25 protein-coding genes are annotated in these 25,041 nt (G+C 40.2%); 15 read left to right on the top strand and 10 right to left on the bottom strand.

What is annotated here, in order from left to right; translation table 11 throughout:
- Positions 1–106 precede the first annotated feature (106 nt).
- Complete coding sequence (locus GQR93_RS01865; protein ID WP_003551801.1) at positions 107–910, top strand: helix-turn-helix transcriptional regulator; 804 nt, start codon at positions 107–109, stop codon at positions 908–910.
- A 93-nt stretch (positions 911–1,003) separates the two neighbouring features.
- Here the strand turns inward: GQR93_RS01865 and GQR93_RS01860 are convergent, their stop codons facing one another.
- Positions 1,004–2,170: an ROK family transcriptional regulator gene (locus GQR93_RS01860; RefSeq protein WP_003551799.1), complete on the bottom strand. Its 1,167-nt coding sequence runs from the start codon at positions 2,168–2,170 to the stop codon at positions 1,004–1,006.
- A gap of 424 nt (positions 2,171–2,594) precedes the next feature.
- On the opposite strand from GQR93_RS01860, the gene GQR93_RS01855 reads away from it, so the two are divergent.
- The 6 genes from GQR93_RS01855 to GQR93_RS01830 all read left to right on the top strand — a co-directional run bounded on the left by GQR93_RS01855 (position 2,595) and on the right by GQR93_RS01830 (position 9,275).
- Positions 2,595–3,968 (top strand): sugar porter family MFS transporter, encoded by a 1,374-nt coding sequence (locus tag GQR93_RS01855; protein ID WP_208974605.1) that lies wholly within the window; start codon positions 2,595–2,597, stop codon positions 3,966–3,968.
- A 99-nt stretch (positions 3,969–4,067) separates the two neighbouring features.
- Positions 4,068–4,721: a sugar O-acetyltransferase gene (locus GQR93_RS01850; RefSeq protein WP_223802106.1), complete on the top strand. Its 654-nt coding sequence runs from the start codon at positions 4,068–4,070 to the stop codon at positions 4,719–4,721.
- A gap of 109 nt (positions 4,722–4,830) precedes the next feature.
- A complete protein-coding gene (locus GQR93_RS01845; RefSeq protein WP_159298629.1) occupies positions 4,831–5,514 on the top strand; it encodes a response regulator transcription factor in 684 nt (227 codons plus the stop codon).
- Between the two features lie 154 nt (positions 5,515–5,668).
- Positions 5,669–6,496, top strand: a complete 828-nt coding sequence (locus GQR93_RS01840; RefSeq protein WP_225442038.1) for a sensor histidine kinase — start codon at positions 5,669–5,671, stop codon at positions 6,494–6,496.
- A gap of 92 nt (positions 6,497–6,588) precedes the next feature.
- Positions 6,589–7,350, top strand: a complete 762-nt coding sequence (locus tag GQR93_RS01835; protein WP_003551792.1) for an ABC transporter ATP-binding protein — start codon at positions 6,589–6,591, stop codon at positions 7,348–7,350.
- Positions 7,350–9,275, top strand: coding sequence for an ABC transporter permease (locus GQR93_RS01830; protein WP_003551790.1), 1,926 nt, complete (start codon positions 7,350–7,352; stop codon positions 9,273–9,275). Before GQR93_RS01835 ends, GQR93_RS01830 begins: the two co-directional genes overlap by 1 nt.
- Positions 9,276–9,389: 114 nt before the next feature.
- On the opposite strand, the gene GQR93_RS01825 is transcribed toward GQR93_RS01830, so the two are convergent.
- The 7 genes from GQR93_RS01825 to pyrF form a co-directional block, all read right to left on the bottom strand.
- A complete protein-coding gene (locus GQR93_RS01825; RefSeq protein WP_050757940.1) occupies positions 9,390–10,349 on the bottom strand; it encodes a type I phosphomannose isomerase catalytic subunit in 960 nt (319 codons plus the stop codon).
- Between the two features lie 120 nt (positions 10,350–10,469).
- Positions 10,470–12,995: an excinuclease ABC subunit UvrA gene (locus GQR93_RS01820; protein WP_003551786.1), complete on the bottom strand. Its 2,526-nt coding sequence runs from the start codon at positions 12,993–12,995 to the stop codon at positions 10,470–10,472.
- 324 nt (positions 12,996–13,319) lie between these two features.
- Positions 13,320–13,943 carry a hypothetical protein gene (locus GQR93_RS01815; protein ID WP_035444266.1) on the bottom strand — a complete coding sequence of 208 codons (624 nt, stop codon included), beginning with the start codon at positions 13,941–13,943 and terminating at the stop codon, positions 13,320–13,322.
- A gap of 80 nt (positions 13,944–14,023) precedes the next feature.
- Complete coding sequence (locus tag GQR93_RS01810; RefSeq protein ID WP_003551780.1) at positions 14,024–14,377, bottom strand: Panacea domain-containing protein; 354 nt, start codon at positions 14,375–14,377, stop codon at positions 14,024–14,026.
- A gap of 222 nt (positions 14,378–14,599) precedes the next feature.
- Positions 14,600–15,547, bottom strand: a complete 948-nt coding sequence (locus GQR93_RS01805) for a dihydroorotate oxidase (RefSeq protein WP_003551778.1) — start codon at positions 15,545–15,547, stop codon at positions 14,600–14,602.
- Positions 15,534–16,187 (bottom strand): orotate phosphoribosyltransferase, encoded by a 654-nt coding sequence (gene pyrE / locus GQR93_RS01800; protein ID WP_003551776.1) that lies wholly within the window; start codon positions 16,185–16,187, stop codon positions 15,534–15,536. Before pyrE ends, GQR93_RS01805 begins: the two co-directional genes overlap by 14 nt.
- Positions 16,177–16,896: an orotidine-5'-phosphate decarboxylase gene (gene pyrF / locus GQR93_RS01795; protein ID WP_003551774.1), complete on the bottom strand. Its 720-nt coding sequence runs from the start codon at positions 16,894–16,896 to the stop codon at positions 16,177–16,179. The genes pyrE and pyrF overlap by 11 nt, the downstream gene beginning before the upstream one ends.
- 345 nt (positions 16,897–17,241) lie before the next feature.
- On the opposite strand from pyrF, the gene GQR93_RS01790 reads away from it, so the two are divergent.
- From GQR93_RS01790 to GQR93_RS01780, 3 genes are all read left to right on the top strand, one after another.
- Positions 17,242–17,472: a hypothetical protein gene (locus GQR93_RS01790; RefSeq protein WP_035444264.1), complete on the top strand. Its 231-nt coding sequence runs from the start codon at positions 17,242–17,244 to the stop codon at positions 17,470–17,472.
- On the top strand, positions 17,447–17,812 hold the full coding sequence (locus GQR93_RS01785; RefSeq protein ID WP_003551768.1) for a type II toxin-antitoxin system PemK/MazF family toxin: 366 nt from the start codon (positions 17,447–17,449) through the stop codon (positions 17,810–17,812). Before GQR93_RS01790 ends, GQR93_RS01785 begins: the two co-directional genes overlap by 26 nt.
- A gap of 118 nt (positions 17,813–17,930) precedes the next feature.
- Positions 17,931–19,172, top strand: a complete 1,242-nt coding sequence (locus GQR93_RS01780; RefSeq protein WP_003551765.1) for an MFS transporter — start codon at positions 17,931–17,933, stop codon at positions 19,170–19,172.
- A 147-nt stretch (positions 19,173–19,319) separates the two neighbouring features.
- On the opposite strand, the gene GQR93_RS01775 is transcribed toward GQR93_RS01780, so the two are convergent.
- Positions 19,320–19,502 (bottom strand): DUF6366 family protein, encoded by a 183-nt coding sequence (locus GQR93_RS01775; RefSeq protein ID WP_003551762.1) that lies wholly within the window; start codon positions 19,500–19,502, stop codon positions 19,320–19,322.
- Between the two features lie 477 nt (positions 19,503–19,979).
- Here GQR93_RS01775 and GQR93_RS01770 point away from each other — a divergent pair, with 477 nt between their 5' ends.
- From GQR93_RS01770 to GQR93_RS01750, 5 genes are all read left to right on the top strand, one after another.
- Complete coding sequence (locus GQR93_RS01770) at positions 19,980–21,035, top strand: aldose epimerase family protein (RefSeq protein WP_003551758.1); 1,056 nt, start codon at positions 19,980–19,982, stop codon at positions 21,033–21,035.
- Between the two features lie 258 nt (positions 21,036–21,293).
- A complete protein-coding gene (locus GQR93_RS01765) occupies positions 21,294–21,689 on the top strand; it encodes a hypothetical protein (protein WP_003551757.1) in 396 nt (131 codons plus the stop codon).
- Complete coding sequence (locus GQR93_RS01760; RefSeq protein ID WP_003551755.1) at positions 21,673–22,110, top strand: DUF805 domain-containing protein; 438 nt, start codon at positions 21,673–21,675, stop codon at positions 22,108–22,110. The genes GQR93_RS01765 and GQR93_RS01760 overlap by 17 nt, the downstream gene beginning before the upstream one ends.
- 101 nt (positions 22,111–22,211) lie before the next feature.
- Positions 22,212–23,090 (top strand): proline iminopeptidase, encoded by an 879-nt coding sequence (gene pepI, locus GQR93_RS01755; protein ID WP_035444514.1) that lies wholly within the window; start codon positions 22,212–22,214, stop codon positions 23,088–23,090.
- A gap of 114 nt (positions 23,091–23,204) precedes the next feature.
- Positions 23,205–23,594 carry a tautomerase family protein gene (locus GQR93_RS01750; protein ID WP_003551752.1) on the top strand — a complete coding sequence of 130 codons (390 nt, stop codon included), beginning with the start codon at positions 23,205–23,207 and terminating at the stop codon, positions 23,592–23,594.
- Between the two features lie 115 nt (positions 23,595–23,709).
- Here the strand turns inward: GQR93_RS01750 and purD are convergent, their stop codons facing one another.
- On the bottom strand, positions 23,710–24,954 hold the full coding sequence (gene purD, locus GQR93_RS01745) for a phosphoribosylamine--glycine ligase (protein WP_003551749.1): 1,245 nt from the start codon (positions 24,952–24,954) through the stop codon (positions 23,710–23,712).
- Positions 24,955–25,041: the final 87 nt, after the last annotated feature.

The following is a 25,041-nucleotide window of genomic DNA, read 5'->3' as shown; positions in this document are numbered from 1 at the left end:
CGATCAAATCTGTGATAATTGTATCCGAGAAAACGCTTTAAAGAAAGGTTGATTTTTGTTATTATTTAGACAATAATTGTCATCGTGAATTGGAGGTATAAAAAACATGGTCCTTTTTCAACACTTTGGCCTTGAAGCAAAGCCGATATTTAAGCATTTTGATTTAAGTGACTTCAACTATCCGCCACACTTACATCGAGCCTTTGAGATAATATTTGTTAAGCGTGGGCAGCTCCACGTCCAAATCGAAAAGCAAACCTACAGTGTTAATAAACAACAGTTTGCTGTGGTTTTCCCCAACCAAATTCATGGCTTTAATATGCTCCCTAACTCAACGGCAACAATTGTCCTTTTTTCACCAGAAATTATTGGCGCTTTTAACGAACAATATCATGATCTGGTACCGGAAAATCCGGTGATTTTTGATAACCATCCCTTGGACTTTGACGGTGCGACCAATATCTTTGCCATTAAGGGACTGCTGTACACCCTGTGCAGCAAGATTGTCGAACAAACAACCTTCATCCCCCAAAAGACATCTGAAAAGTTAAGTATTGTCCACGAAATCATTGACTATATTAATAATCATTACACACACGAATGTACTTTACAACTTGCTTCAACAGCTATTGGATATGACTACGTTTACTTGTCAAAGCTGTTCCAAAAAACGATGGATATATCATTCACCAAGTATCTCAATCGATTTCGAATCTCAAAAGCAAGACAACTTTTAAAAAACACTGATGAGCCGATTACGCAAATTGCTTTCAACGTGGGCTACGCAAATCTCCGGACTTTTAACCGTAATTTTAAATTACTGAATGAAATCAGTCCCGCTGATTACCGCAAAACAGATCAAACAACAACGTATGGAAAAGCCATCCAGGAAAATTATATTTCCGGATAATATCAAAACCGTTAAAAAGCTTAAAATTAAAACACCGCCTCGCAACAATCGGATTTGCGGAGGTGGTGTTTTTGTCTGATTCTTAAAATGATGTCAGTTTTTTGTTTTAAAAAAGTTTAGTGGATAACCGACCAGATCCAAAGCATAATGGGTAATCACTGAACAGGCGCCTAACAGTGTTGCCTTATCCGAATCGGTTAGCCGTACTAATTTTATTTCAGAATGACTCAGCTGTTGAACTTTAATCAACACCTGGTCAAAGATTTCCGGTGCCGCTTCCATTAGTGGCGATCCAAGATAGATTGCACCGGTGTCAAAATACATAGACGAGTTATAAATCAAGCTGGAGATTTCTTGAATAAACTCATCAATGGCTGCCACCACGTTCTGATTATGCTCGCGATACATTTCAACGACTTTATATCGATTCAACCCGGTCAATCCCAACTCATCACTAATTCTGTTAATGATGGCATCCTCTGAACAAATTTGTTCAATCGGTGTTAATTGTCCTTGGGCATTTTTGGTCAGTGTTCGACCAACTTCACCTGCTTGACCTCTAAAACCACGGAACAACCGGTTATTGATAATCACGCCCGACCCAATTCCTTTATGAATCCCAATAGCAACCAAATTTTTGCTATCAAATTTCATCATAAAATCCCGAACGTAAACCGCCGTCAGGTTAGACTCGTTTTCCAAGACTACCGGAACATGATACTTGGCACTTAAACGTTCATTGAGATTGACGTCTTCAAAATCTATGAAGGGTGAATAGGTGATTTCCTGCTGTTCGTTCACGATACCGTGAATTGATAGACAAATGCCCAACAACCCTTTGACTGAAACAACCGTATCCACATATTGATCGATTTGATGTTCAATTATAGCGACAATTTCATGAATATTTTTTCGATAAATAGTGGTTTCAGCTTGCTCAATCACACTTCCATCTAAATAATTAGCCATAAAATGAAGATTGTGATACGAGATATCAAAGTTGATGGTAAACCCATAGTTTGCATAGATTCTGATATTGGTCGGCTTTCTTCCGCCAACATGTGATGCCGCACCCTCGCCGACTTCTTCAACTAATTGTTCTTCTTTTAGTTCATCATAAATTGAAGAAACCGTTGACTTATTTAATCCCAATTGCCGGGAAATTGCCGCTCGGGTCGTATAGTCATTATTAAAGATTTCTTGGAGGACCAGCTTACTATTAGCTCTTCTCATCAAATCTTTATTGGTTATCGTTTTCATTTCAGTGTCCTTCTCACGTTAATTTCATATATCTTAGCCTTATCTTATCAGAGGCATATCAATAATCAAAGATTTTCCCAACATTTACTAAAAAGTCTTACCCATTACCTGCTATCTTTAAGTTTAACTGATTATTTGGTATGTCGCTGAGAATCCGGTTGCGCAATTATCATTTATTTAAAAAAATTTGTTTTTCATTTATCACGCTCATCGCTAGAACGGCCTATCTTCTATTTAACCATACTATTGAAAATCTAGCCGGATAAATTTGAAAGCGGTTGCAGATAAAATTCGGAAGTGCTACTATTTAGTCACGTTAAAAAGTTCAAGCAACCAACCTACTTACAATTAATTTGTTGTTTTCAGTTTTTAACTAATGACGAGGTGTGAATACATGCAAAACAATACGGAATCTGCGCCAAAGATTCACAAGGTTTCTTCAGCGTTTGTCTATTTCTTTGGTGCTTTAGGCGGTTTATTATTTGGATACGATACCGGTGTCATCTCCGGTGCCATTTTATTTATTGAGAAACAACTCCATTTGGATTCTTGGCAACAAGGCTGGGTGGTGAGTGCCGTTCTTCTGGGTGCCATTTTGGGTGCCGCGGTTATCGGGCCAATGTCTGATCGCTTTGGTCGACGAAAGCTCGTTCTGTTATCTGCTATTATCTTCTTTATTGGTGCATTGGGATCAGCCTTTTCACCAGAATTTTGGACCTTGATTCTTTCTCGTATCATTTTAGGGATGGCAGTTGGTGCTGCCTCTGCCTTAATTCCAACTTACTTGGCTGAATTGTCACCCGCTGATAAGCGTGGCTCAATGTCCAGTTTGTTCCAATTGATGGTCATGACAGGGATTTTTATTGCCTACGTCACTAACTATTCGTTCTCGGGATTCTACACCGGATGGCGTTGGATGTTGGGATTTGCCGCAATTCCGGCTGCTCTTTTGTTTTTCGGCGCCTTGGTTCTACCGGAAAGTCCACGTTTCTTAGTTAAGGAAAACAAAGTTTCTGAAGCTAAGCAAATTTTGGAAATTATGAACAAGCACAACACAAGTGTCGTTGATAAAGAATTATCAGATATTAAAGAACAAGCTGCCATTAAGAGTGGTGGTTGGTCCGAGTTGTTTGGCAAACTGGTTCGACCGGCATTAGTCATTGGTGTTGGTTTGGCAATCTTCCAGCAAGTCATGGGTTGTAATACGGTGCTTTATTACGCGCCAACTATTTTTACCGACGTTGGCTTTGGCGTATCCGCCGCATTAATTGCCCACATCGGAATCGGAATCTTCAACGTGATTGTCACTGCCGTTGCGGTCATGATTATGGACAAGATCGACCGAAAGAAGATGCTGATTGGCGGCGCCATTGGTATGGGTGTGTCCCTGTTTATCATGAGTTTCGCAATGAAGTTCTCGGGACAAAGTCAAGCAGCCGCTGTTATCTGTGTCATTGCTTTAACGATCTACATTGCCTTCTTCTCCGCAACTTGGGGACCTGTTATGTGGGTCATGATTGGTGAAGTCTTCCCATTAAATATTCGTGGATTGGGGAACTCCTTCTCTAGTGTCATTAACTGGACTGCCAATATGATTGTGTCACTAACATTTCCACCATTACTTGATTTCTTCGGTACCGGTAGCCTCTTCATCGGATACGGGGTCTTATGTTTTGTTGCTATTTGGTTTGTTCATTCCAAAGTCTTCGAAACCAGAAACCGCTCCTTGGAAGATATCGAAGAGACTTTGCGGAAACGTAGTGATCAAAAAGTAACTGAAGCAGAACGCGCAAAATAAATCGATACAGATATAAATTAGTCTAACAAAGCTTGAAGGCCTTCCGTGGCCTTCAAGTTTTCGTTGTTACTAAATAAAATAAGAGAGAATGCGATTAGATTGAATCTTAAGGAAGAACTAGCAAAAATGGCCAATGGTGACCTTTATGATCAAACGCCTGAATTATTGGAAATCAGAATGAAAGTAAGAGACCTACTGTATCAGTACAATCGGCTCAATTACCGTGACCTGACCGGCAGATACCAACTATTAAGCAAAATCTTCAAGCAAATCGGTTCCCATTGTTTTGTCGAAATCCCCTTTCATATTGACTATGGCTTAAATACGTCACTTGGTGAAAATTTCTTTGCCAATAATAATCTGACTATTTTGGATGCTGCCCCTGTCACAATCGGAGATAATGTTTTATTTGCGCCAAACGTTGGTCTCTACACTGCCGGACACGCATTGGATCCAAAAATCAGGCAGAGAAGCGGTGCTGAATTTGCATTTCCTATCCACATCGGTAACAACGTCTGGTTAGGCGCAAACGTCACCGTTACCCCCGGTGCCACGATAGGTGATAACAGCGTCATTGGTGCCGGTTCAGTTGTCACAAAAGACATTCCTGCTAATGTCTTAGCTTACGGCGATCCCGCAAAAGTTGTTCGTCAGTTGGGAGAAATTGACCGAAAATACTATGCTAAGCATCGGCCAATGCCCCAAAAATACTTGGATGCCATTAAAAATCATCAACCGTTTAAGCACATCTAACTGCAAACTTTCTGTCAGACATGTCGCTGCTCAATCAGTTTAACCAACAGGCAGATTTAATCTGCGTTAAACTATTAGTAAACGATACATTAACTTCTGGAGAAAAATAATGCAGAAAATTTTTATTATCGAAGATGACCAAACTATTCGCAACGAAATGGTTCAATCTTTAAAGAAATGGAACTTCCAAGCTAGCTGGGTCCAAGATTTTCAGAACATTGATTCTGAAATCAAACAACAATCCCCTGACCTTATCATTATGGATATCACATTGCCCTTTTATGATGGCTTTTATTGGACACAGAAAATCCGGGAATTTTCTAAAATTCCCATTATGTTTGTCTCAGCGGCAGAAATGGATCCTAACGCCATTCGGGCCATCTCCATTGGCGCTGATGACTATCTAACCAAGCCATTCTCAGTTGATGTATTTGTTTCAAAAATCCAAGCCATTTTGAGACGGACCAATCAAAACAATCATTTAGCTGAAACCATCAGTTTCAACACATTCTCTTTAAACATTATTACAAATGTACTGAAGTCTCAAAACGAATCCGTTAAGTTAACGACCACGGAAGGCACTATTTTAAAATTATTGTTTTTAAATCCTGATCAGGTTATTTCTAAAAAGAAAATCATTAAATCAATCTGGCAAAACGGTGACTTTACCGATGAAAATATTTTAAATGTCAATATGAGTCGGCTTCGTGACAAATTAGGTCAAATCGGTTTAGCAGACAAGATAGTGACAGAATATGGTAAAGGGTACAGGTTATTAGATAATGGAAAATAATACAAAACTTGTTTTTAAAGTAATCGTCTCTGAATGGACCAACCTTGTTATTTACCTACTTTTTTTGTCCCTATTTTATTTTATATGTATTCTTTACAAAATAGACTTAAACGTTATCGGTGACTTGATCCGCTACACAATAATGCCATTTTTAATGATCATTGGTTTTCAAGCATACCGAAAATATACTGATGTCAAATCAATCAATACACTGATTAGAGAAGGTAACTTTAAGCAAATCCACCTTCATGGCTTTTATGGTCATTTATATGCCCGAGCTCTTCGGAAAGTTACGAAGCAAAGATTAACTGAAAGCAAAAGCTTAACGGCATCACTTAAAACCCGTAAAGACTACTTAACTTTATGGAGTCACGAGATGAAAACGCCACTTACTTCATTATTGATGATTGCTGAAAATAATCCTACTGTTCCAAGTGAAGAAGTTTCCGAGAAAATTGAATTAGTCAATTATCAGCTCAAACAACTCCTAACTTTTGACCGATTGGATGATTTTAATCATGATTTGGTCTTTGAAAAGATTGACTTGTCCGATTGCATTAAAAGGGTAATCCAGCAGAATGCTTCTTTCTTTTTGTCTCATGAAGTTATGCCCAAAATTGCTGTGCCACCGGTAAAAATATTAACCGATTCCAAGTGGCTATCCTTTATTTTAGAACAAGTCATTACCAACGCCGTTAAGTATTCAAATAAAAATGGTGTTGTGCAAATCAGCTTTAACAATGACACATTGACTATTACAGACCACGGCATTGGCATTACCAAAAGTGACCTACCCAGAGTCTTTGAACAGGGATTCACCGGCGGTAATGGCCGAACCCACGGTGAAGCAACCGGGATGGGCCTGTATATGACTCAGCAAATCGCTAAAATACTCGACATAAAAGTTGGCATTTCATCTACTGAAAACGTTGGCACAACAGTCAAACTCACTTTCAATCCCAAAAAGATCACAACAAAATAACAAATTGTAAGATTCCTTAATGCATTGTAACTACAAAGCTTGAGGAATCCTTTTTATACTAAGTTATGAAATGATTTTTTAGGAGGAAAAAAATGAGCTTACTAAATTTAAAACATATCAAAAAAGTATTTTCAGTGGGTAACGAAAATGAAGTTCAAGCATTAAAGGATGTTAGTTTTTCAGTTGAAAAAGGTGATTACGTCGCCATTATGGGAGAATCCGGTGCCGGTAAATCCACTTTATTAAATATTATCGCGACCTTAGACCAGCCAACCAGCGGCGAAATTATGCTTAATGGCATCGACTTGAGTCATTTATTCGAAAATGAATCTTCCCGATTTCGCAGAGAACACCTTGGGTTTGTCTTTCAAAGCTTTAATCTGCTTGATACTTTCAGTAACCGGGATAATATTTATTTGCCACTGGTATTATCAAGGAAATCCCATCAATTCATGGATAACAAACTACAGCCACTAAGTAAAACACTTGGTATTGAGCAACTTTTAGACCGGCAGCCTTCCGAGATTTCCGGTGGTCAAAAGCAACGGGTTGCCATTGCCAGAGCATTAATAACCGATCCAAGCTTACTACTTGCAGATGAACCAACAGGCGCACTGGATTCAAATAACAGTAAAAAAATTTTAAATGTCTTTGAGCGAATCAACGAGCGGGGGCAAACAATACTCATGGTCACGCATAGTGCTCAGGCAGCAAGTTATGCGCAAAGAACTTTGTTCATCAAAGACGGTAAAATTTACAACGAACTTTATCGTGGTGATCAAAGCAGAAGCCAGTATCTTCAAAAGATTATCGACAGCTTGACTGCCTTGGAAAATAACGAGGAGGTTGGCTAATGATTCAACTAAAGCTCGCTCTTCATAATTTAGTTAAAAGTAAAAATCAAAGTTTACCGTTTATCTTCTCAAATTCAATGTGGGTCATCATCACTTATATTTTCCTCTCAATGATCTATAACACAAATATTAAGACCAATTCTTACGGAACTGTTGCAAATTATATTCTAAAATTAGGCTTGGTATTTGTGATCCTAATTGCTGCTTTATCAACGTTTTACGCCGAACGCCTACTTAGTAAACAACGGATGCAGGAACTAGGCCTATACAGTATGCTTGGTCTGACGAAACGTCATCTTCGCCAAATCATTTTACTGGAAAATAGCTTGTTTTACATGATCTGTATCATTATTGGCAGCACCTTAGGTATGACCTTTTCAAAATTGGCTTTTATGAGCTTGAAATCCCTTTTGGGAGCGTCCTCTCTTCATCAAAGCTTTACGTTATTGCCTTTGCTGTATGTTGCTGTCATTTTTGCCGGTATCTTTATATTGATCATCCTCTTTGATTTCTGGGGATTAAGAAAGGTTAACCCGATTAATTTATGGGCCAAATCCTCCCAGCCCGAAAAGGAACCAAAATCACACATTTTACTTGCTGTTTTGGGTATTATCATCTTATTGATTGGATACTACATTTCAGTGACGGTTAGGCCAACCGGAGCTGCATTCGGACAGTTTATTATTGCCATTATGTTTGTCGTTGTTGGTTCATATTTGGTATTTATCACTGCAAGTATCAGCTTACTCAAAGCCCTCAAAAAGAATCAAAATTATTATTACAAACCCAATCATTTTATCTCAGTTTCAAACATGCTTTACAGAATGAAACAAAATGGTGCGGGACTGGCTTCAATCAGCTTGTTATGTACATCAATTCTGGTTGCCCTAATTGCATCAGTATCGCTGGTTGCCGGACAAAAGAATCTGATTAATCTTTGGAGTCCCAGAGATATCCAAATTGTGTCTAAGGCTCCCCTTTCAACAACTGCAAACCAAACCATCCATAGATTGGCAAATAACTATCAAATTACAATGAGTCAACCTCAAACGTTAATTGTTACAACTCCCGTGATGGGTGCATTATCAGGCAACCAGTTCAACTCTCAATTTAACACCAAAACCGAATATACATTATCTTCACTTGATCTAAAACAGTATAATCATCTTCAAAATACCAACTATCATCTTAAAAATAACGAGGTATTGCTGTACGCACCTGGGAGCAATTATTCACAACGCCATTTAACCATTCGGGGAAGAACTTTTAAAGTTAAACCGGTCCAAAGATTTAATGGAGCGTTTGTTTATAGTCACACTATCTATAAATCCATTTTTATTGTGGCTGCCAACAAAACAATTGCAAAACAACTTAATCCCCAGCCTTACATTTATGCTCAAGGCTTTAATACCCACGGAACCAAACGCCACCAAAAGCAATTTGCAAAAACCGTTCAAAAAACTTTGAACATAGATCCGGGCAACTTTACCTCAAAGTACATCATGCGAGACCTATTAAAAGCGATGTTTGGTAGTTTACTGTTTATGGGCATTTTAATCAGTATCGTCATGATTTGTGCGACAACCATGATTATTTACTATAAGCAGGTTTCTGAAGGATATGCCGACAAAGATCATTATCATATTATGAGCAAAATCGGGTTAAGTAAAAAAGAGACTAAGAAAGCCATTCAAAGTCAGGTGTTAACGGTATTTACCCTCCCGATTATCGGAGCGGTTCTCAATCTGATATTTGCCTTACCAGCAATCAAGAGTGTGCTGACGATCTTCTCAATGTATAACTTAAAGATTTTATTAATCGTCAGCTTACTTACAATCAGTGTGTTGATTATCAGTTATATGCTTATTTACTTAGCAACGACGACTATGTATAGACGAATTGTCGAAAACCCGTCAACTGATTAACATGCATGTTAGAAAATCATTAACGAAAAAAGGTTAAGCCGGGGAACATGTTGAACCCCGTCTTAGCCTTTTTATTAACAAGTCATTAAGATCTAAAATTGGTTTGGAATTTTTTTATTTTGCGTAGCTCGCAATCACCGTCATAAATCCATCCAATTGATAATTGGAGACCTTTTTCGGTAAAATATACGACATCCCTTTCCTGACTGGATATCGAACATCATTAACGATTAAGTCTCCCTGACCATCAATGACGGTTTGCAACATATAATTGTGAATCTGATTTAACGATAGCTTACCGGTTGTCTGAATCTTTTCAACTACAAAATGCTTTGCGTTCACCAAAGTTGTGACCATTCCAAAGCTGGCTGCTCGAGTTGCTTGAACAACATGAGGATCCTGATGTGGCACATTGGTTACTGCCAACGCGTCTTTAACCTGAAGTGGTCGCTTTTTTTGAGTCGTTGCGTCTACCCGATCAAAATCATAAAGCCGAAATGTCATATCAGAATTTTGTTGGGTTTCAAGTGCGACGATGCCACTGCCAAGGGCATGCAAAACACCCGCTGGATTGTAAAAGAAATCACCGGTTTTAACGGGAATTGTCCTTAAAATGGTATTGATTTGACCATTATCAACAGCCATTTGTAATCCCTGCTTTGTTTTTGCAGTATGTCCGTAATAAATTTTGGCTCCCGGCGCTGCAGACAAAATATACCAGCTTTCAGCTTTACCAAACTTTTCACCGTGTGCCCGTGCATAATCGTCAGCCGGATGAACTTGAATTGATAGGTTTTCCTTTGCATCCAAAATCTTTACCAACAATGGAAATTCTTCATTCTGAGCATGGCCACCAAAAAGTGCCGGCTCTTCTTTCCAAAGCTGATCCAATGTTTCCCCCTTAAACGGGCCATCGGAAACTTTGCTTAGGCCATGGGGATGAGCTGAGATGATCCAAGCTTCACCGGTATGATCACTGGGCAGCTTAAACCCATAATCCTGTAGTTTGGTACCACCCCACATTTTGCTGTGGAGAACAGGCGTTAAAAATAATGGTGCAACTTTTACTTCCATAATTAGTTTAAGTCCCCCGTAAAAAATAGTTGGAATCAATCCCGTAGCGGAATTCAATACCACCATAACGCTATTTGTGAAAGTTTGCACTAAATTTATAAAATTCTAATTTTGTAAGAATCAAACTCTATAATTATCAAAATGCGAACGCAGATAATTTGTTGTCAGACTCTTAGGCGCTTTAGTCAAGTCCTCCGGCTTACCTTCAGCCACAATTCGACCACCCTGATCACCACCACGTGGCCCCATGTCGATCATATAATCTGCATTTGCCATTAAATCAAGATCATGGGTAATCATCATAACGGTTGCACCTTGATCAATCAGCTGGGAAAAGACCTTCAGCAGAACGTGGACATCCAATGGGTGCAGGCCAACGGAAGGCTCATCAAAAATGAACAGTGTATTATCCTGGCTGCGTCGCATATGTGACGTTAACTTTAATCGCTGGGCTTCTCCGCCCGATAAAGTTGGTGTGTCTTCACCCAGATGCAAATAACCAAGCCCCATCTTTTGCAGCACCCTTAACGTTGCTCCAATAGCCGTATTTTTCTTGAACAACTCGGTTGCCTGATCAACGTCATCATCCAGGACATCCGCGATCGACAGGCCATGCCATTTAACCTGGAGCACTTGTTTATTAAATCGCTTTCCGCCACAAGTTGGGCAGGTTTCGACCATATCCGGCAGATATTGAATATCCAGAGATATTTCACCGGTCCCGCCACAGGTCGGGCAACCGCCCTGCTTATTGTTATAGGAAAAATAACTTGGTGTATAGTGCTTTTGCTTTGCTTCCGGCAGGGCCGCAAATAGTTTTCGCAGATGATCCATGATATTTGTGTAAGTTGCCACTGTCGAGCGAGCATTCTTACCAACCGGTGTTGCATCAACACTCACAATGTGTTTAATTCGATTCGGATCAAAATGATCGATATAACTCGGCAATTTTCTATGATTAAAATCAGCTTTAAACGCATCCAATAAGCCATCCAAGACCAGTGTTGTTTTGCCGGCTCCCGAAAAGCCGGTGACAGCAATCAGCCGATTAATCGGAAATTTAGCGCTAACCTGATTTAAGTTAAACCGGTGGTTGATTTTTAGTTCCACCGTGCCGTCAGCGAATACATCATCTTTTGATTTTTGCCGTGTTAATAGCTTTCCCTTTCCTGTTAAGAACGGTGCGATTAAGGACCGGCGACTTGCCTTTATCTGATTTGGCGTTCCCTGATCGATAATTGTGCCGCCCTTTTCTCCTGAACCGGGGCCGATTTCAATAATCCAATCCGCTGCATCAATAATTGACGTTTCGTGATCGACAACCACAACCGAGTTTCCCTGGTCCACCAGCTGATGAAAAATCTTAATGAGTCCCGAAACATTATCCGGATGCAAGCCAACGGAAGGTTCATCCAAAACATATAGAACACCGGTGGTTTGCGTCCGCAAAGTTCTGCCAAGCTGAATACGTTGAAGTTCCCCGGTTGAAAGCGTTGCGCCGGCACGATCCATCGTTAAATAATCCAAACCCAAGTCCAGCAGCGGCTGAAGTTGGCTCAGCAATTCTCCCGTCAAATTATTGGCTAAATCACGCATATTATCCGGCAACCAGGCTTTTATTTCCTTAACAAATGCCGGTAGTTTTCCAAGCGGCAGTTGGCTGGCTTCCGCAATACTTTTCCCGGCTACCAATTGACCCAGCCGATCGGGATTAATTCGCGTGCCGTGACAAACCGGACAGGTGAAAAACCGGTAAAATCGGTTCAGCCGTTTCAAGGCAATATCACTTTTGGTAGTTGCCATACTATCTTCAATTGCGTTATATGCATTTTCATAAAGTGCATGGTCCATATGAAAAACCCGACCATTTTTACTTGGAATATTAATGGCAAATTTCTGTTGTTTACCATGTAATACAGTTTCTTTTTCCTTATCCGACAACTGGTTGTACGGCACATCGATCCGAACGCCGGCAGCCTGAGCCACAATCGGCATAAAATTCCGACCGGGTGTGCGCCAAGCCGCAACCGCTCCGTCACGAATGGTTTTGGTCTCATCGCCAATCAACGTCTCCGAGTCAATTTGCTTTGTAACCCCGAGGCCCTCACAATTCTTGCAGGCCCCATCGGAATTAAAGGCAAAGTCCTCGGCACCAAATGCCATGAACCGAACCCCACAAGTTGGACAGGTAATCATGCCCATTTCCGATCCGGCTTTATCCATGGCTTCCGCAATTTTAATGGTCGGTGGTACTTGGTGACCATTGGGACATACCGGCGAACCCAATCTGGAATAAATGAGCCGTAGTACGTTAAAAATTTCAGTCATCGTGCCTACCGTGGATCGAGCGCCCGGCACCGTCGGCCGTTGACGTAATGCCAGTGCAGATGGAATGTGCCGAACTTCTTTGACATCAGCTCGGCCTACCTGGCTGATTCTTCGGCGCGTGTAAGTTGCCAAGGCATCAAGGTAACGCCTTGCACCTTCTGAATAAAGAATGCCCATTGCCAACGAGGACTTTCCAGAACCCGACAGTCCCGAAATCGCTACGAATCGATGCAACGGAATGTTCACCGAAATATTCTTCAGGTTATTAACATTACCGTCAATCACTTGAATCTGTTCAGGCTGTGCTTGATCTGCCATATAAAAACTCCTTTCGAAAAATGCTTAGTCTAATTATAAAGCAAAAAATGTTGTACAAAAAAACGTCTATTTCAATTATAGAAAAAAGACGTCCAAAATAATTATATGTGTGAAAGAAAATCAACAATTAAACCCAAAACAAACACACCCGCCATAATAGTAAGGCTCCACATAAAGAAAGGATACCTATCATACAACTTTTTACTATCATTAATAGAAATTGATTTATCGGACATAGTAGCCACGGCCTTCAAAAGGAAAAATAATAATCCAATTAGTACAATTCCCAACAGTGAAACAGAAATCATAATACGATAAATTCTATCACCATTGGCCATTTGGGCAACTACACGAGATACGGTCAGTAATCCGCCAAACAATGTAAAAATAACTGCGGCAAAAATCCCTAAAATAGCAATGAAATCCCCATACAAAGCCTTTCATCTTATTAAGTTTTTTATATCTCTTTTTCGTTTTTGAAATATTTTTTTCAAGCACATTTATTTTTTCTTGCTGTTGATTTAATTTATCTTGTTGTTTCTTATACAAATTGTCCATTTGCTTATTTGCCAATTTCATATGCTCTACAGATTTTATTAAAACGACATATTCATTTGCAATCTCTGGGGAATCCTCTAATTTAACGTTCTCCATAATTTTTTGATTTAGCTTCATAAAAAAAGCGTCAAGTCCATCAGCATTATTATTATAAATAATTCGAGTGACTTCTGAATAAGGAATGAATTCTGTATGTATTCCCTGCATGGTTGTTAATAGTTTTTTAAAATCCGTATCAAAAAGCAAATCAGAGTCATTAAGTTGATAATGACCACCTGCAACCCAATTCTGTACCATACTTTCCAGTTGCTTTAAAAATCCTCTGATTATTTTAGATTCTTCAGACTGGCTATCCAAATAAGCAAGTGTTTCTTCTCTACTTATTCGCATACCTAATTGATTTCCCCAACGTCTCGCAAAGAATACGGAACTGAACTCCGCCACCCATCTATGGCAGACTCATGCTCCCTCTAAAAGGTCACATCATGAGATTGCTGAACCAATTCAAAAGGGTCCTCTTCCAATAAAGAAATAATCTTTTCATTCAAAGATTCAAAATCTGAATTAGACTTATTAGGTTCAATAATAGGATCGGCACCATAAATCCGGTATTCATCATAGATATCTTTTTCAACAGGACCATATCTCCAAACAAGGAACGGCTTATCGTATATCCTCATTAAAGCTGATTCGCTAAATCGATGATTAACAATGGCATCTTTCAAAGAAAAGAACATCACTTTCTGTAATTGTAAATTGGTAATCGGCAAATTCTTTTCTTGCGCGATACCAATAATGTGATGAGCTAAATCTTCCATTGTCATAGAATCCACCTTCCTGTATATTTCATAATACACCTACTTTGAACTAATTTTTGAATTATTTAATCCTTCTACTACAATTGTTAAATACGGATTTAACAATAAATTCTTTCCCCAAATAGATATTATCTACTCTTAGATACAAAAAAATGCACCCCGGCAACCGGCGTGCATTCAGGTTTTATTAATGGCAAACAATGATTAATTTCTGATTCTCAGAATGGTCTACAGTGTCTTCAGCTTTCCTCTGAAATCATCCAAACTCGTGTAGCCCTTTTCAGCCATAATTTCTTTTAGCTCTTTGGAAATCCGATCAAAGATCTTAACATCTTCAAAACCAAAAGCCGTTCCGATTTGAACAACATTGGCGCCACAGAGAATATGCTCAAAAACATCCCGACCGGATTTGATACCGCCAGTACCGATGATCGCAATTTCCGGCTTCAATCGAAGTCTTAAGCCACGAACGTTGGCAAGCGCAGTTGGTTTAACATAGTCGCCTCCGAGGCCGCCAAAACCGCCCTTTGGTTTAAGGACAACTGATTCAGTCTCTGGATTTACAATCAGCCCGTTACCAATGGAGTTGATTGAGTTAACATAAGCAATCGGGAATTCATTCAATACGTCGGCAATTTGGTCGAATTGATGTAAGTCAAAATATGGCGGCAGCTTAATGCCGATATCTTTGGTAAAGAAGTCAAACGCTTTAGTTAAAATGTCGCGAACAGCTTCAAAATCATAGGCAATCTGTGACTCACCCTTGATGTTCGGGCAGGAAAGGTTCAACTCGGTTAAACCGTCAAACGAACTATCCTGGATTTGATGAAGCATTTCCAGGTTTTGATCAACGGACAATCCGGCAATCGACAGAATAACCTGATTGTCATTTTTCCCTTGATTTTCTTCAGCAAATTTCAAATAATAATCCAGACCGTGATTAGGCAAGCCCATTGAGTTGATACAGCCAAGTGGCGTTGCTTTCATTCGAGGGCTCTCGTTTCCTTCACGTGGTTGAGGGGTTGCGCTTTTAGTCACACAACCACCAGCTGTTGAACGTAAAATCTTAGTGAGTTCATCGGTTGTTGCGCAACGGATTCCTGCAGCGTTTAATAAAACGTTGTTAAATCTATACTTGCCAATGTTGGCCTTTAAAGAGATTTTATTTTGCAGCATTTGCCTGTTCCTCCCGTTTTGTCCAGTCCCAAGGGGCTTTGTGCCAAGTTGATAGTCGTGAATACTCCTCATCCGAGAACTTGTTTTCCTTGTGTCCTTGGGAAATAAGTTCCGCATAGCTCAAGAGTGGATGAAGTGTTGTATGTGCGTCCGCAAAGTTCTTGTCGGCATCCGGCATTCCATATGTAAAGACGGAAGCAACACCGATCACGTTAACGCCTTCGTTTCGAACAGCCTTCACTGCTCCTAAAACACTGCCACCGGTTGAAATCAAATCATCAATCAAGACAACCTTGTCATCTTTTCCGATACGGCCCTCAATCTGTTTTCCGGCACCATGATCCTTAGGCTTTGCCCGAACATAGATCAGCGGCAGATTCAAACGTTGTGCAACCCACGAAGCATGAGGAATACCGGCAGTCGCAACACCACCAATAACCGTTGCTTCGGGATAGTTTTTCCGAATTAATTCGGCCAACCCGTCGGCGATCATATCCCGTAACTCCGGAATTGAAATAGTCAGGCGAAAATCGGTATAAATTGGTGAAAGAATGCCACTTGCATATCGAAAAGGTTTCTTTAAATTAATACTGACGATTTTATTATCGATTAATGATTGAATGATTTTATCAGTTTGCATAATTCCACTCCTCTAGCATTTTGTGATAAGCGGCTACCGGATCGTTTGAGCGAATAATCGGTCGGCCGACAACCAGAGCCGAACTGCCATATTCTGCAGCTTGTTTTGGTGTTGCGGTTCTTGATTGGTCGTCCTTGGGGAAGTTGGCCGGACGGATTCCCGGTGTTACATAAAGGAAATCATCACCGACCTGCTTCTTTAACGAGCTGACTTCCAGTGGAGAGGTAATCACACCATCGGCACCGGACTTCTTAGCTAGTTTTGCCAGGGAAACAACTTGATCTACCATATCCAATCGGCAATTTTGTTCGTTCTTCAAGGCGTCTTCAGTAATTGAAGTCAACTCGGTAACGGCCAGTAATTTTGGCGTAGGGACGCCGGCTTCTTCACTTCCAAGTTCCAAGCCTTCCTTGGCAGCGGCAATCATTTCCGATCCGCCCAGTGCGTGAACGGTTGTATAGGTCACACCCATCCGACCAATTTGCATCATACCCATCTTTACGGTGTTGGGAATATCCTGAAGCTTAAGATCCAAGAAAACTTTGAACCCTTTGTTAAGCAGGCTGCGAACAATTTCCGGTCCCTCACCATAGAATAATTCCATCCCGATTTTAACGGTCATTTCTTCTCCGGTAGGAAACTTGTTGATAATCTTAAATAATCCTTCTCTATTCGCAACATCGAGCGATACAATTAGTGGTCCTCTCATGGTTAACCTCCGTTATTTTTACATAAAAAGAGCCCGGAATCATGCGATCCAATACATCCCTGCACTGAATTCTTCGCAAAATCACGGACTCTCTGATTATTTTATGTCGTCCGCTTTTGGCCTCTCTGAACCAATTTAAAGCTTTGTTATTTGTTAATTACTTTATCACGTCACGTGATTTTGTTCAAGTTGATTTTAGGGAAAATGGCACACTAACGGGTTCACAACTCTCAACCAGGGATAATGACTATACAAAAGGGCCTCATGAATCTTAACTAACTGTACGTTCAAGCGTCTTAATGTATACTATGTGTATCCCATATGATGAAAGAAGGTCTCCTCAACATGTCAGTTAAAATGAGAAAAGTTGGAAATCCCAATACACTAACAGTTCCCAATGATATTAAACCTATTGCTAAAGAATTCGATGTCTTTCAGGGTAGAGACGGTGTGATCGTTTACGTTCCAAAACACAAGAATCCGTTCCACGATGAAACCTTCATCAAATCACACAACCTTAAACAAAGTGAAGAATTCGGGGGACCCTTAATTGGCGAAGAAATCCCAAAAGACTAACAATTACGTTCCAAATCAGCAAGATATTATTTTTATTGATTTCGATCCATCTATTAGTCATGAGATTCGAAAACGTCGCCCGGCACTTGTTTTGAGCAATCAGGGGTACAGTCGTTTGACGCATTTAGTTGTCGTCTCCCCTATTACCCACGCAAACAATAACGCATTACGCAAAAGCGGTTTTTTAGTTCGCGTCATGAATAAAAATATAGATGGTTTTGTTAACCCATTGCAGTTTTATACCTATGATTTTGATAATAGAAACGCCGAATATGTCGGCTTACTTGATACGCCCAGTTTTATCAAAGTCAAACAGACCATTATTGATATTTTGAATTAATTTCCGTCATACTCATTTGAATAGTGCCATTCTTGCATTTTCTACCTATTCATGTCATACTATTTTCAGCAAAAAAATAACGAGTGCCGGTGAGCGCTCATTTTGGAGGAACGAGTATATGGAAAATACAAATACAACCGTTACGCACAGCCGTCATTTTACCAAGAATCAGAAATGGGTGATCGCTTCAACCAGTTCTGGCTTCGCATTGGAAAATATGGATGTGCTTTTTCTATCTTTTGCAATGAGTTCAATGATCAGCCAACTTCATTTAAGCGGTGGTGCCGCTGGGTTAATTGGCTCCATCACAAATTTGGGAATGCTGTTCGGGGGCGTTTTATTTGGACTGATCGGTGATCGATTTGGCCGCGTAAAAACCTTTACCTACACTATCTTCATCTTTGCCTTTGCGACTGCCGCCATGGCTTTTGCCAATAACATTGCCTTAATTTATGTCTTACGATTTCTGGCAGGTATCGGTGCCGGTGGTGAGTACGGCGTCGGTATTTCACTGATCGCCGAATCATTTCACAAAAATCAAATCGGCAAAATGACATCAATCGCTGCCATTGGCGGCCAAGTCGGTGCTATTCTAGCCGCAATTGCTGCAGCGTTCATTATCCCAAATCTCGGCTGGCACGCCCTGTTTCTGATCGGATTGGTACCGGTTATTCTAACCTATTTTGTCCGTCGGCATTTAACCGAAACAACCGCCTTTGTTGAAGCAAAAAAAGAAGAAACCGAATCAACGACCAGTGCTGTTTTCAAATTCATGTTCAGCTCCCCTAAACTGGCTTATCAAAGTTTTGCCCTGATGATCATGACAACCGTACAAATTGCCGGTTACTTCGGCTTGATGAACTGGCTGCCAATCATTGTTCAAAAACAACTTGGTTTAAACGTTTCCGGTTCATCGCTCTGGATGATTGCAACGATTATCGGTATGAGCCTTGGTATGATGACATTTGGCTCGATTCTTGACTTCTTCGGTCCACGCCGGGCATTTGGGATCTTCCTCGTTGCCTCTGCCGGCATGGTTTATACAATCACGTTAGCCCATAGTACCCTATCACTGCTGATTATCGGCGCCATAGTTGGATTCTTCTCAAATGGGATGTTTGGCGGTTACGGCGCCGTCATCAGCCGCCTTTATCCAACGGAAATCCGTTCAACCGCAAACAATATCATTGTTAATATCGGTCGTGCAGTTGGCGGTTTCTCCTCAGTTGTGATCGGCATTTTAATGGATAACTACTCGGTTGCCGTTGTAATGGGCTTCCTATCCGTGCTCTATATCATCAGCTTCACTACTATGATGACACTACCGGGGTTGAAGAAATTAGCTGTTAAAAATAGTTAATCCCCTTTTAACTATTATCTGCCTAAGGTCTGGAAACAACTTAGATTAACCATATTATTTCAAATTAATATTAAACAAAAAATTCTCGGCAAATTCAATTCAAATTTGTCGGGAATTTTTTAATAGACATCGCTCATTCATGCATTTTTAAAAAATTGTCATTAAAATTAAAACAACCAGTAGAACAAAAATCAAAATTAGTGTATCTACCCATGTATTAGCATGATGTTGATCACCTAAGTTTCCAATCATAGCTCTTTGAACGAAATCTACCATTATCGCCATTGGATGTTCAGAACCGTTCTTAATTTTTTTCTTATTATTCGCCACTAGGAAATATAGCCTCCAACTGTCTTTTAAGATAAAGTGCTGTCAACTTTAATTTAAGGCACCAGTTATGGAACAATGATTAATCATTGATAACACAATAACAATATATTTTTTTGAAAACAAGGTTTTCCAAAAAAAGTCAATAAAAGTTCAACTTATTTTCATATTTTATTAATTTTATGCTTATCTAATACTTAGTAATTTGAAATAATATAATTTAATATGTATCGAATTTTTTGATCCAAATTACTTTTAAATCATTAAATCATTTTTTAACACTAGCGCTTAAAAATAATAGATATTAAATTAAGTCACTTTGAAAAAGCAAGCATGATTATCTCTTAATTTATCATTATAAATTAACCAGCCATTGACTTATACGGATAAATAAAATATGATTTTATTGTAAGCGTATGCATTCTTCTTGGCATTTTCAATTACAATTATCAAAAATAAAACTTGGAGGCTTTTCTAATCATGTCAAACAATCAAACCGTCGGAACAATCGACAAGTTTGATGACTATCAAGGTCATCAAATTGACAAACTAACCCTTTCAAACGCCAATAACGTTTCGATCTCCGTTATTACACTCGGATCAACACTATACGAATTAAACGTCCCTGATAAAGAAGGCGGCGTTCGTAATCTTGTTTTAAACTTTGAACACAGTCAAGACTACTTTGAAAATCCATTTTACATCTGCATGGGTATTGGCCGTGTAGGTGGTCGAATTGCCGATGGCCAGCTGGTTGTTGACGGAAAGCAAACTCAATTACCACAAAATGAAGGTACGACAACCCTTCATGGTGGCCCAGACGGTTTCAACACGCAAATTTGGCAAGGTGAAATTGGTAAACAAGACGGAAATGACGTTATCATCATGCATCACCTTCAAAAATCAGAAGATGATGGGTTCCCTGGCGATATGGATGCAACCATTACCTACTCGCTCTCTGACGATAACGTGGTTTCGATGAATTTCTCCGCCAAGAGTTCTGAAGATACGGTCTTCAATCCAACCCAACACACTTACTTCAATTTGGGCAAAACGTCAGATATTATGAGCCATCAATTGAAGTTGAACGCAATCCAAGCGCTTAAACTCGATGATAAAAAGATCCCGACTAAAGACCGGATTGATGTTGAAGGGACGCCGTATGATTTTAGAAAGTCAAAGTCTCTCGGTGACGCAATTAACGCCATGTCGAACACTAAAGAAAAAGGCTTTGATGATGTCTTCGCTGTTCATCCGGATGCACACAACATTATCGCGGAATTAAAGGATCCCGACACTAACTGCTCTGTCGCAATTGAATCCAGCCGAAGCGGCATGATTCTCTTTACCGCAAATTCATTTACCAAAGACCATATGAACTTTGTCCGCACAAATGGCGTTGGACATCCTCATGAAGGCGTCGCCATGGAACCCATGATTCTACCTAAACCGGGTCAAGAAAAAGATTTTTCAGAAATGACCATCAAAAAAGATCAATCCGTTTCTTATGCAATTAAGTATCATCTTAGTTTCTAAGCCGGTTTATTAAAAACACTATTCATTTCTAACAAAGGGGTCAATCACGACTGCATGACAAGTGATTGGCCTCTTTGCTTAGAATGAATAGTGTTTAAATATTTTAAAAAGTCTCGGTAAGCTTGAGCGTACCGACCTTACAAATAAAAGACAATTGACAGTTTTCTTAATTCATTCTATTCTAATATCAACCCATAGTACGATTACTATTTCAACATTAGTTATTACGTATTTAGTCTATTAAAGGGAGATTATTAAATGAAGAAAATATTCAGCCAGCTGATATTCGTCATATTCGCATTATTGCTGTTTACAGTTTTCCCTTTCTCCGCAAATGCGGATACAGGTCATGTGAGAGATTCTCAAAAGCCATCAACAATATCCGATTCGATTACTATGACCATTTCAAAACAGTCAGCCTATTCAAAGCCAAAACGCTATCATACCAGTGCCAAGTCACATATTTCGCTATACAAAGCCCACATCTTTAGCCATGCTACAAAAGTTACTTTTAAATTAATCGGCTTTAGCAAAGCGGACACGACTTATAAGATTACTAAAGTCATCAATGCTCAAGGACTCAATTGGTACTATCTTAAAGGACACGGCTGGATTATAGGAGGAACCCACCCATCTCATGGCACAACCCACTAAATTAACCCATTGGTTCATCTATTATTGGGAATTTTGGTCAAAGGCTTTTATTTTTAATGCCACCGCAACCCGCAGTCAGTATTGGATTCCGTGGCTGATTAATAATGTTCTTTTCTTTGGATACGGATTTATCACCGGCCAATGGCAGCACTTCGCCAAATATGGCTCTGTCCGTTTGGGTCTTGCACCACCAAACTCCCTCGTACACGCGGTCATTATTCTTCTTGTAATGACAGTCCTTCTGATTGCCACTATCGGTCAATTCACCAGTCGGGCTCGTCGGCTTCACGATCTCAACCTCAGCAATTGGCTGATCTTATTACTTATCTTCCCTCTCGCCGGGAACCTAGTCCTTTTTATTTTGAACTTAATGCCTTCCAAAACAAATACCCTTTGGGGAATGAATCAATCCGATTATTAAAGGAAACTTAGATTTCCCTAATACGCTTTGTAATCTAGTAGTATAATCGACTTCAATAAAAGATTTTTATGAAGGGATTTGGTGCTATGGACACAAACACAATCAAGATTCAAGAAGGTTACATGCCATTTCGTGGTTACAAGACATACTACCGAATTATCGGTGAGCCAAGTGAAAATAAGGCACCGCTACTTTTAATTCACGGCGGCCCGGGATCTTCTCACAACTATTTCGAATTACTGGACGATTATGCGGCTACTGGTCGACAGCTCATCATGTATGATCAGGTAGGTTGCGGGAAATCATCGATTCCTGATGACCGCTCCGTTTATGTCAAAGAAACCTGGGCGGAAGAATTAGTTGCCCTCCGGAAATACCTGCATTTGGACAACATCCACATGCTTGGTCAATCTTGGGGTGGGATGCTGGAAATGTTCTACCTGACCAACTACGATCAATCCGGCATTAAAAGCGTCATGATCGATGGTTCTCCTGCGTCTATTAAATTATGGATACAAGAACAGCATCGATTGATTAAATACTTAAGTTATGAAGATCGTCAGGCAATCAGTGAGGCTGAGAGGACCGGTGACTTTTCCGGGCCAAAATACCTGGCTGCCAACGACAGATATATGGAGCGCTATTGCTGGGACGATCCTGACGAAAATTCTCCCGAACCGCTAAGACGGCCGACCAACGGTAAGAAAGCAAGCTTAATTGCCGAAGGACCTAACGAGTTTACTGAGAACGGCACGATCAGTGACTTCGATGTGACGGATCAACTCAAAAACATCCATGTCCCGGTTTTAGTCACCAACGGTACCGACGATTTATGCACACCACTTATCGCAAAATCGGTGTATGATCACATTCCAAACGCTAAATGGCATCTGTTTGCCAACAGCCGTCACTTAGCGTTGCTGGATCAACATGACGAATTTATTAAAGTGATGGATAATTGGTTAAACGCACATGACTAACTAGTCACTTTCAAGTGAGCGGGATTTTTCTCAAACAAAATCCCACTCATTTTTTAATTCAGATTAAGCTGAACGTAGTTACTTGAACACTCACAAAAGTTTGGAGGAATTATCATGCCGTTAATGCGAATCGATATGCTCAAAGGACGAACCGAAGACGAAATCAAGCAGGTTTTGGATATTTCTTATCATGTTATGCTGAAAACTTTCGGTGCGCCCAATGGTGACCGCTACCAAATCGTCACCCAACACGAACCATACGAAATGCCTGTTTTGGATACCGGATTGGGCATTAAACGAACCGACAGGGTCATTATCTTCAACCTGGTCACCCGACCACGGACAACCGAGCAAAAACAGCAGTTTTATCAACAATTGGTTGATCGACTGCACGAAAAATTGGGCATGCGAAAAGAAGACATCGTTGTCAGCCTGGTTGTTAACAGTGATGAAGATTGGAGCTTCGGACTCGGGAAAGCTCAGTTTCTAACTGGTGACCTTTGATTATTTTTCCCTTTTAATAGACAAACAACAAGCCAAGCACTCCCTAAATTGGGAATGCTCGGCTTGTTGTTATATTAAAACTCTTTTTTAATTGACTTTCAGCCTAAAGACCATTCTATACCCGACTTTTTTCCAAATCCCTGAAGCCAATATCTTTTCGATAGTAGAAATCCGACAGGTTGATTTTTGCCAATTCCGCATAAACTTTATCCTGAGTGGCTTGCAACGTTGGGGCATGATCCACAATTGTAAAAATCCGGCCGCCTGAACTAAACAATTTATCATTATCGCTGGTAACGCCGGCATAAAAAATGTTATCGGGTAACGCCGGCAGTGGAATATCCTGTTGCGGTGCTTGGGGATATCCCGGAGCTGCAACCACAACGCCCAAGTAATAATCGGAGTCCTGCCACTGCATGTCCGGTAATTGATGATCAACCAGGTCCATAATAACTTGGTAAAAATCACTCTTTAGTTGGGGCAGCAGAACTTGAGTTTCAGGATCTCCCAAACGAACATTGTATTCAATGACTTTAATACCGTCATTAGTCAGCATGCAGCCGATATAAATTGTGCCTGCGAACTCCAGACCTTCATTTTTAAGACCAGCCATAGTTGGATCAACAACCGTCTTAATTGTTTCCTGCAAGACATCATCTGTGATGTGGGGAACCGGTGAATAAGCGCCCATGCCTCCAGTATTTGGTCCGGTCTCACCTTCATGAATTTTCTTATGGTCTTGAGAAATCGGTAAAATCACTCGTTTATCTCCACCAACGAAAAGCATGAGGGAAAATTCTTCTCCTTCAAGATATTGTTCGATCAAGATTTCACCGGACTTTTCCAGCTCACTTCGAAGCAGTGGATTAACATCTGCTCGTTGGGTGACAATCGTGACACCCTTTCCGGCAGCCAAACCATTTTCTTTAACAACCAACGGCAAAGACAAGCTTTCAGCATAGGCCGCTGCTTTATCATAATCCGTGAAGGTTTCAAAATCAGCCGTAGGAATACCGTTTCGTTTCATGAAACGTTTGGCAAACGTCTTGTCGCTTTCAAGGCAGGCGGACGCCTGACCGGGTCCAAAGACTTTCAAACCGCGTTTTTGCAATGTATCAACTGCACCCATTGCCAACGGGACTTCCGGACCAACGAATGCCAAATCGATTTGATGACTTTCAGCAAAGTCTCCCAATTTCTGAAAGTCAGTTTCGTCAATTGCCACAAGATGGATACCATCTTTCTTCATCCCTGGATTTCCGGGTGCACAATAAACATTTTCAACCTGGGGACTCTTCATAAATGTTGCCGCGATCGTATGCTCACGCGCGCCTGATCCAATAACAAGAACGTTTGCCAATTTTATCTCTCCTTTATTTGACTATGTAACCAAGAAGTACAAACTTTCTTGGTTGAAATGCTTTGCTTCAAATGCTAACCGCTTTGT

Source organism: Lentilactobacillus hilgardii (genome assembly GCF_009832765.1).
Taxonomy (GTDB): domain Bacteria; phylum Bacillota; class Bacilli; order Lactobacillales; family Lactobacillaceae; genus Lentilactobacillus; species Lentilactobacillus hilgardii.
Note: the sequence above shows the minus strand (reverse complement) of the source record. Positions and strands in the feature narration are given on the sequence as shown.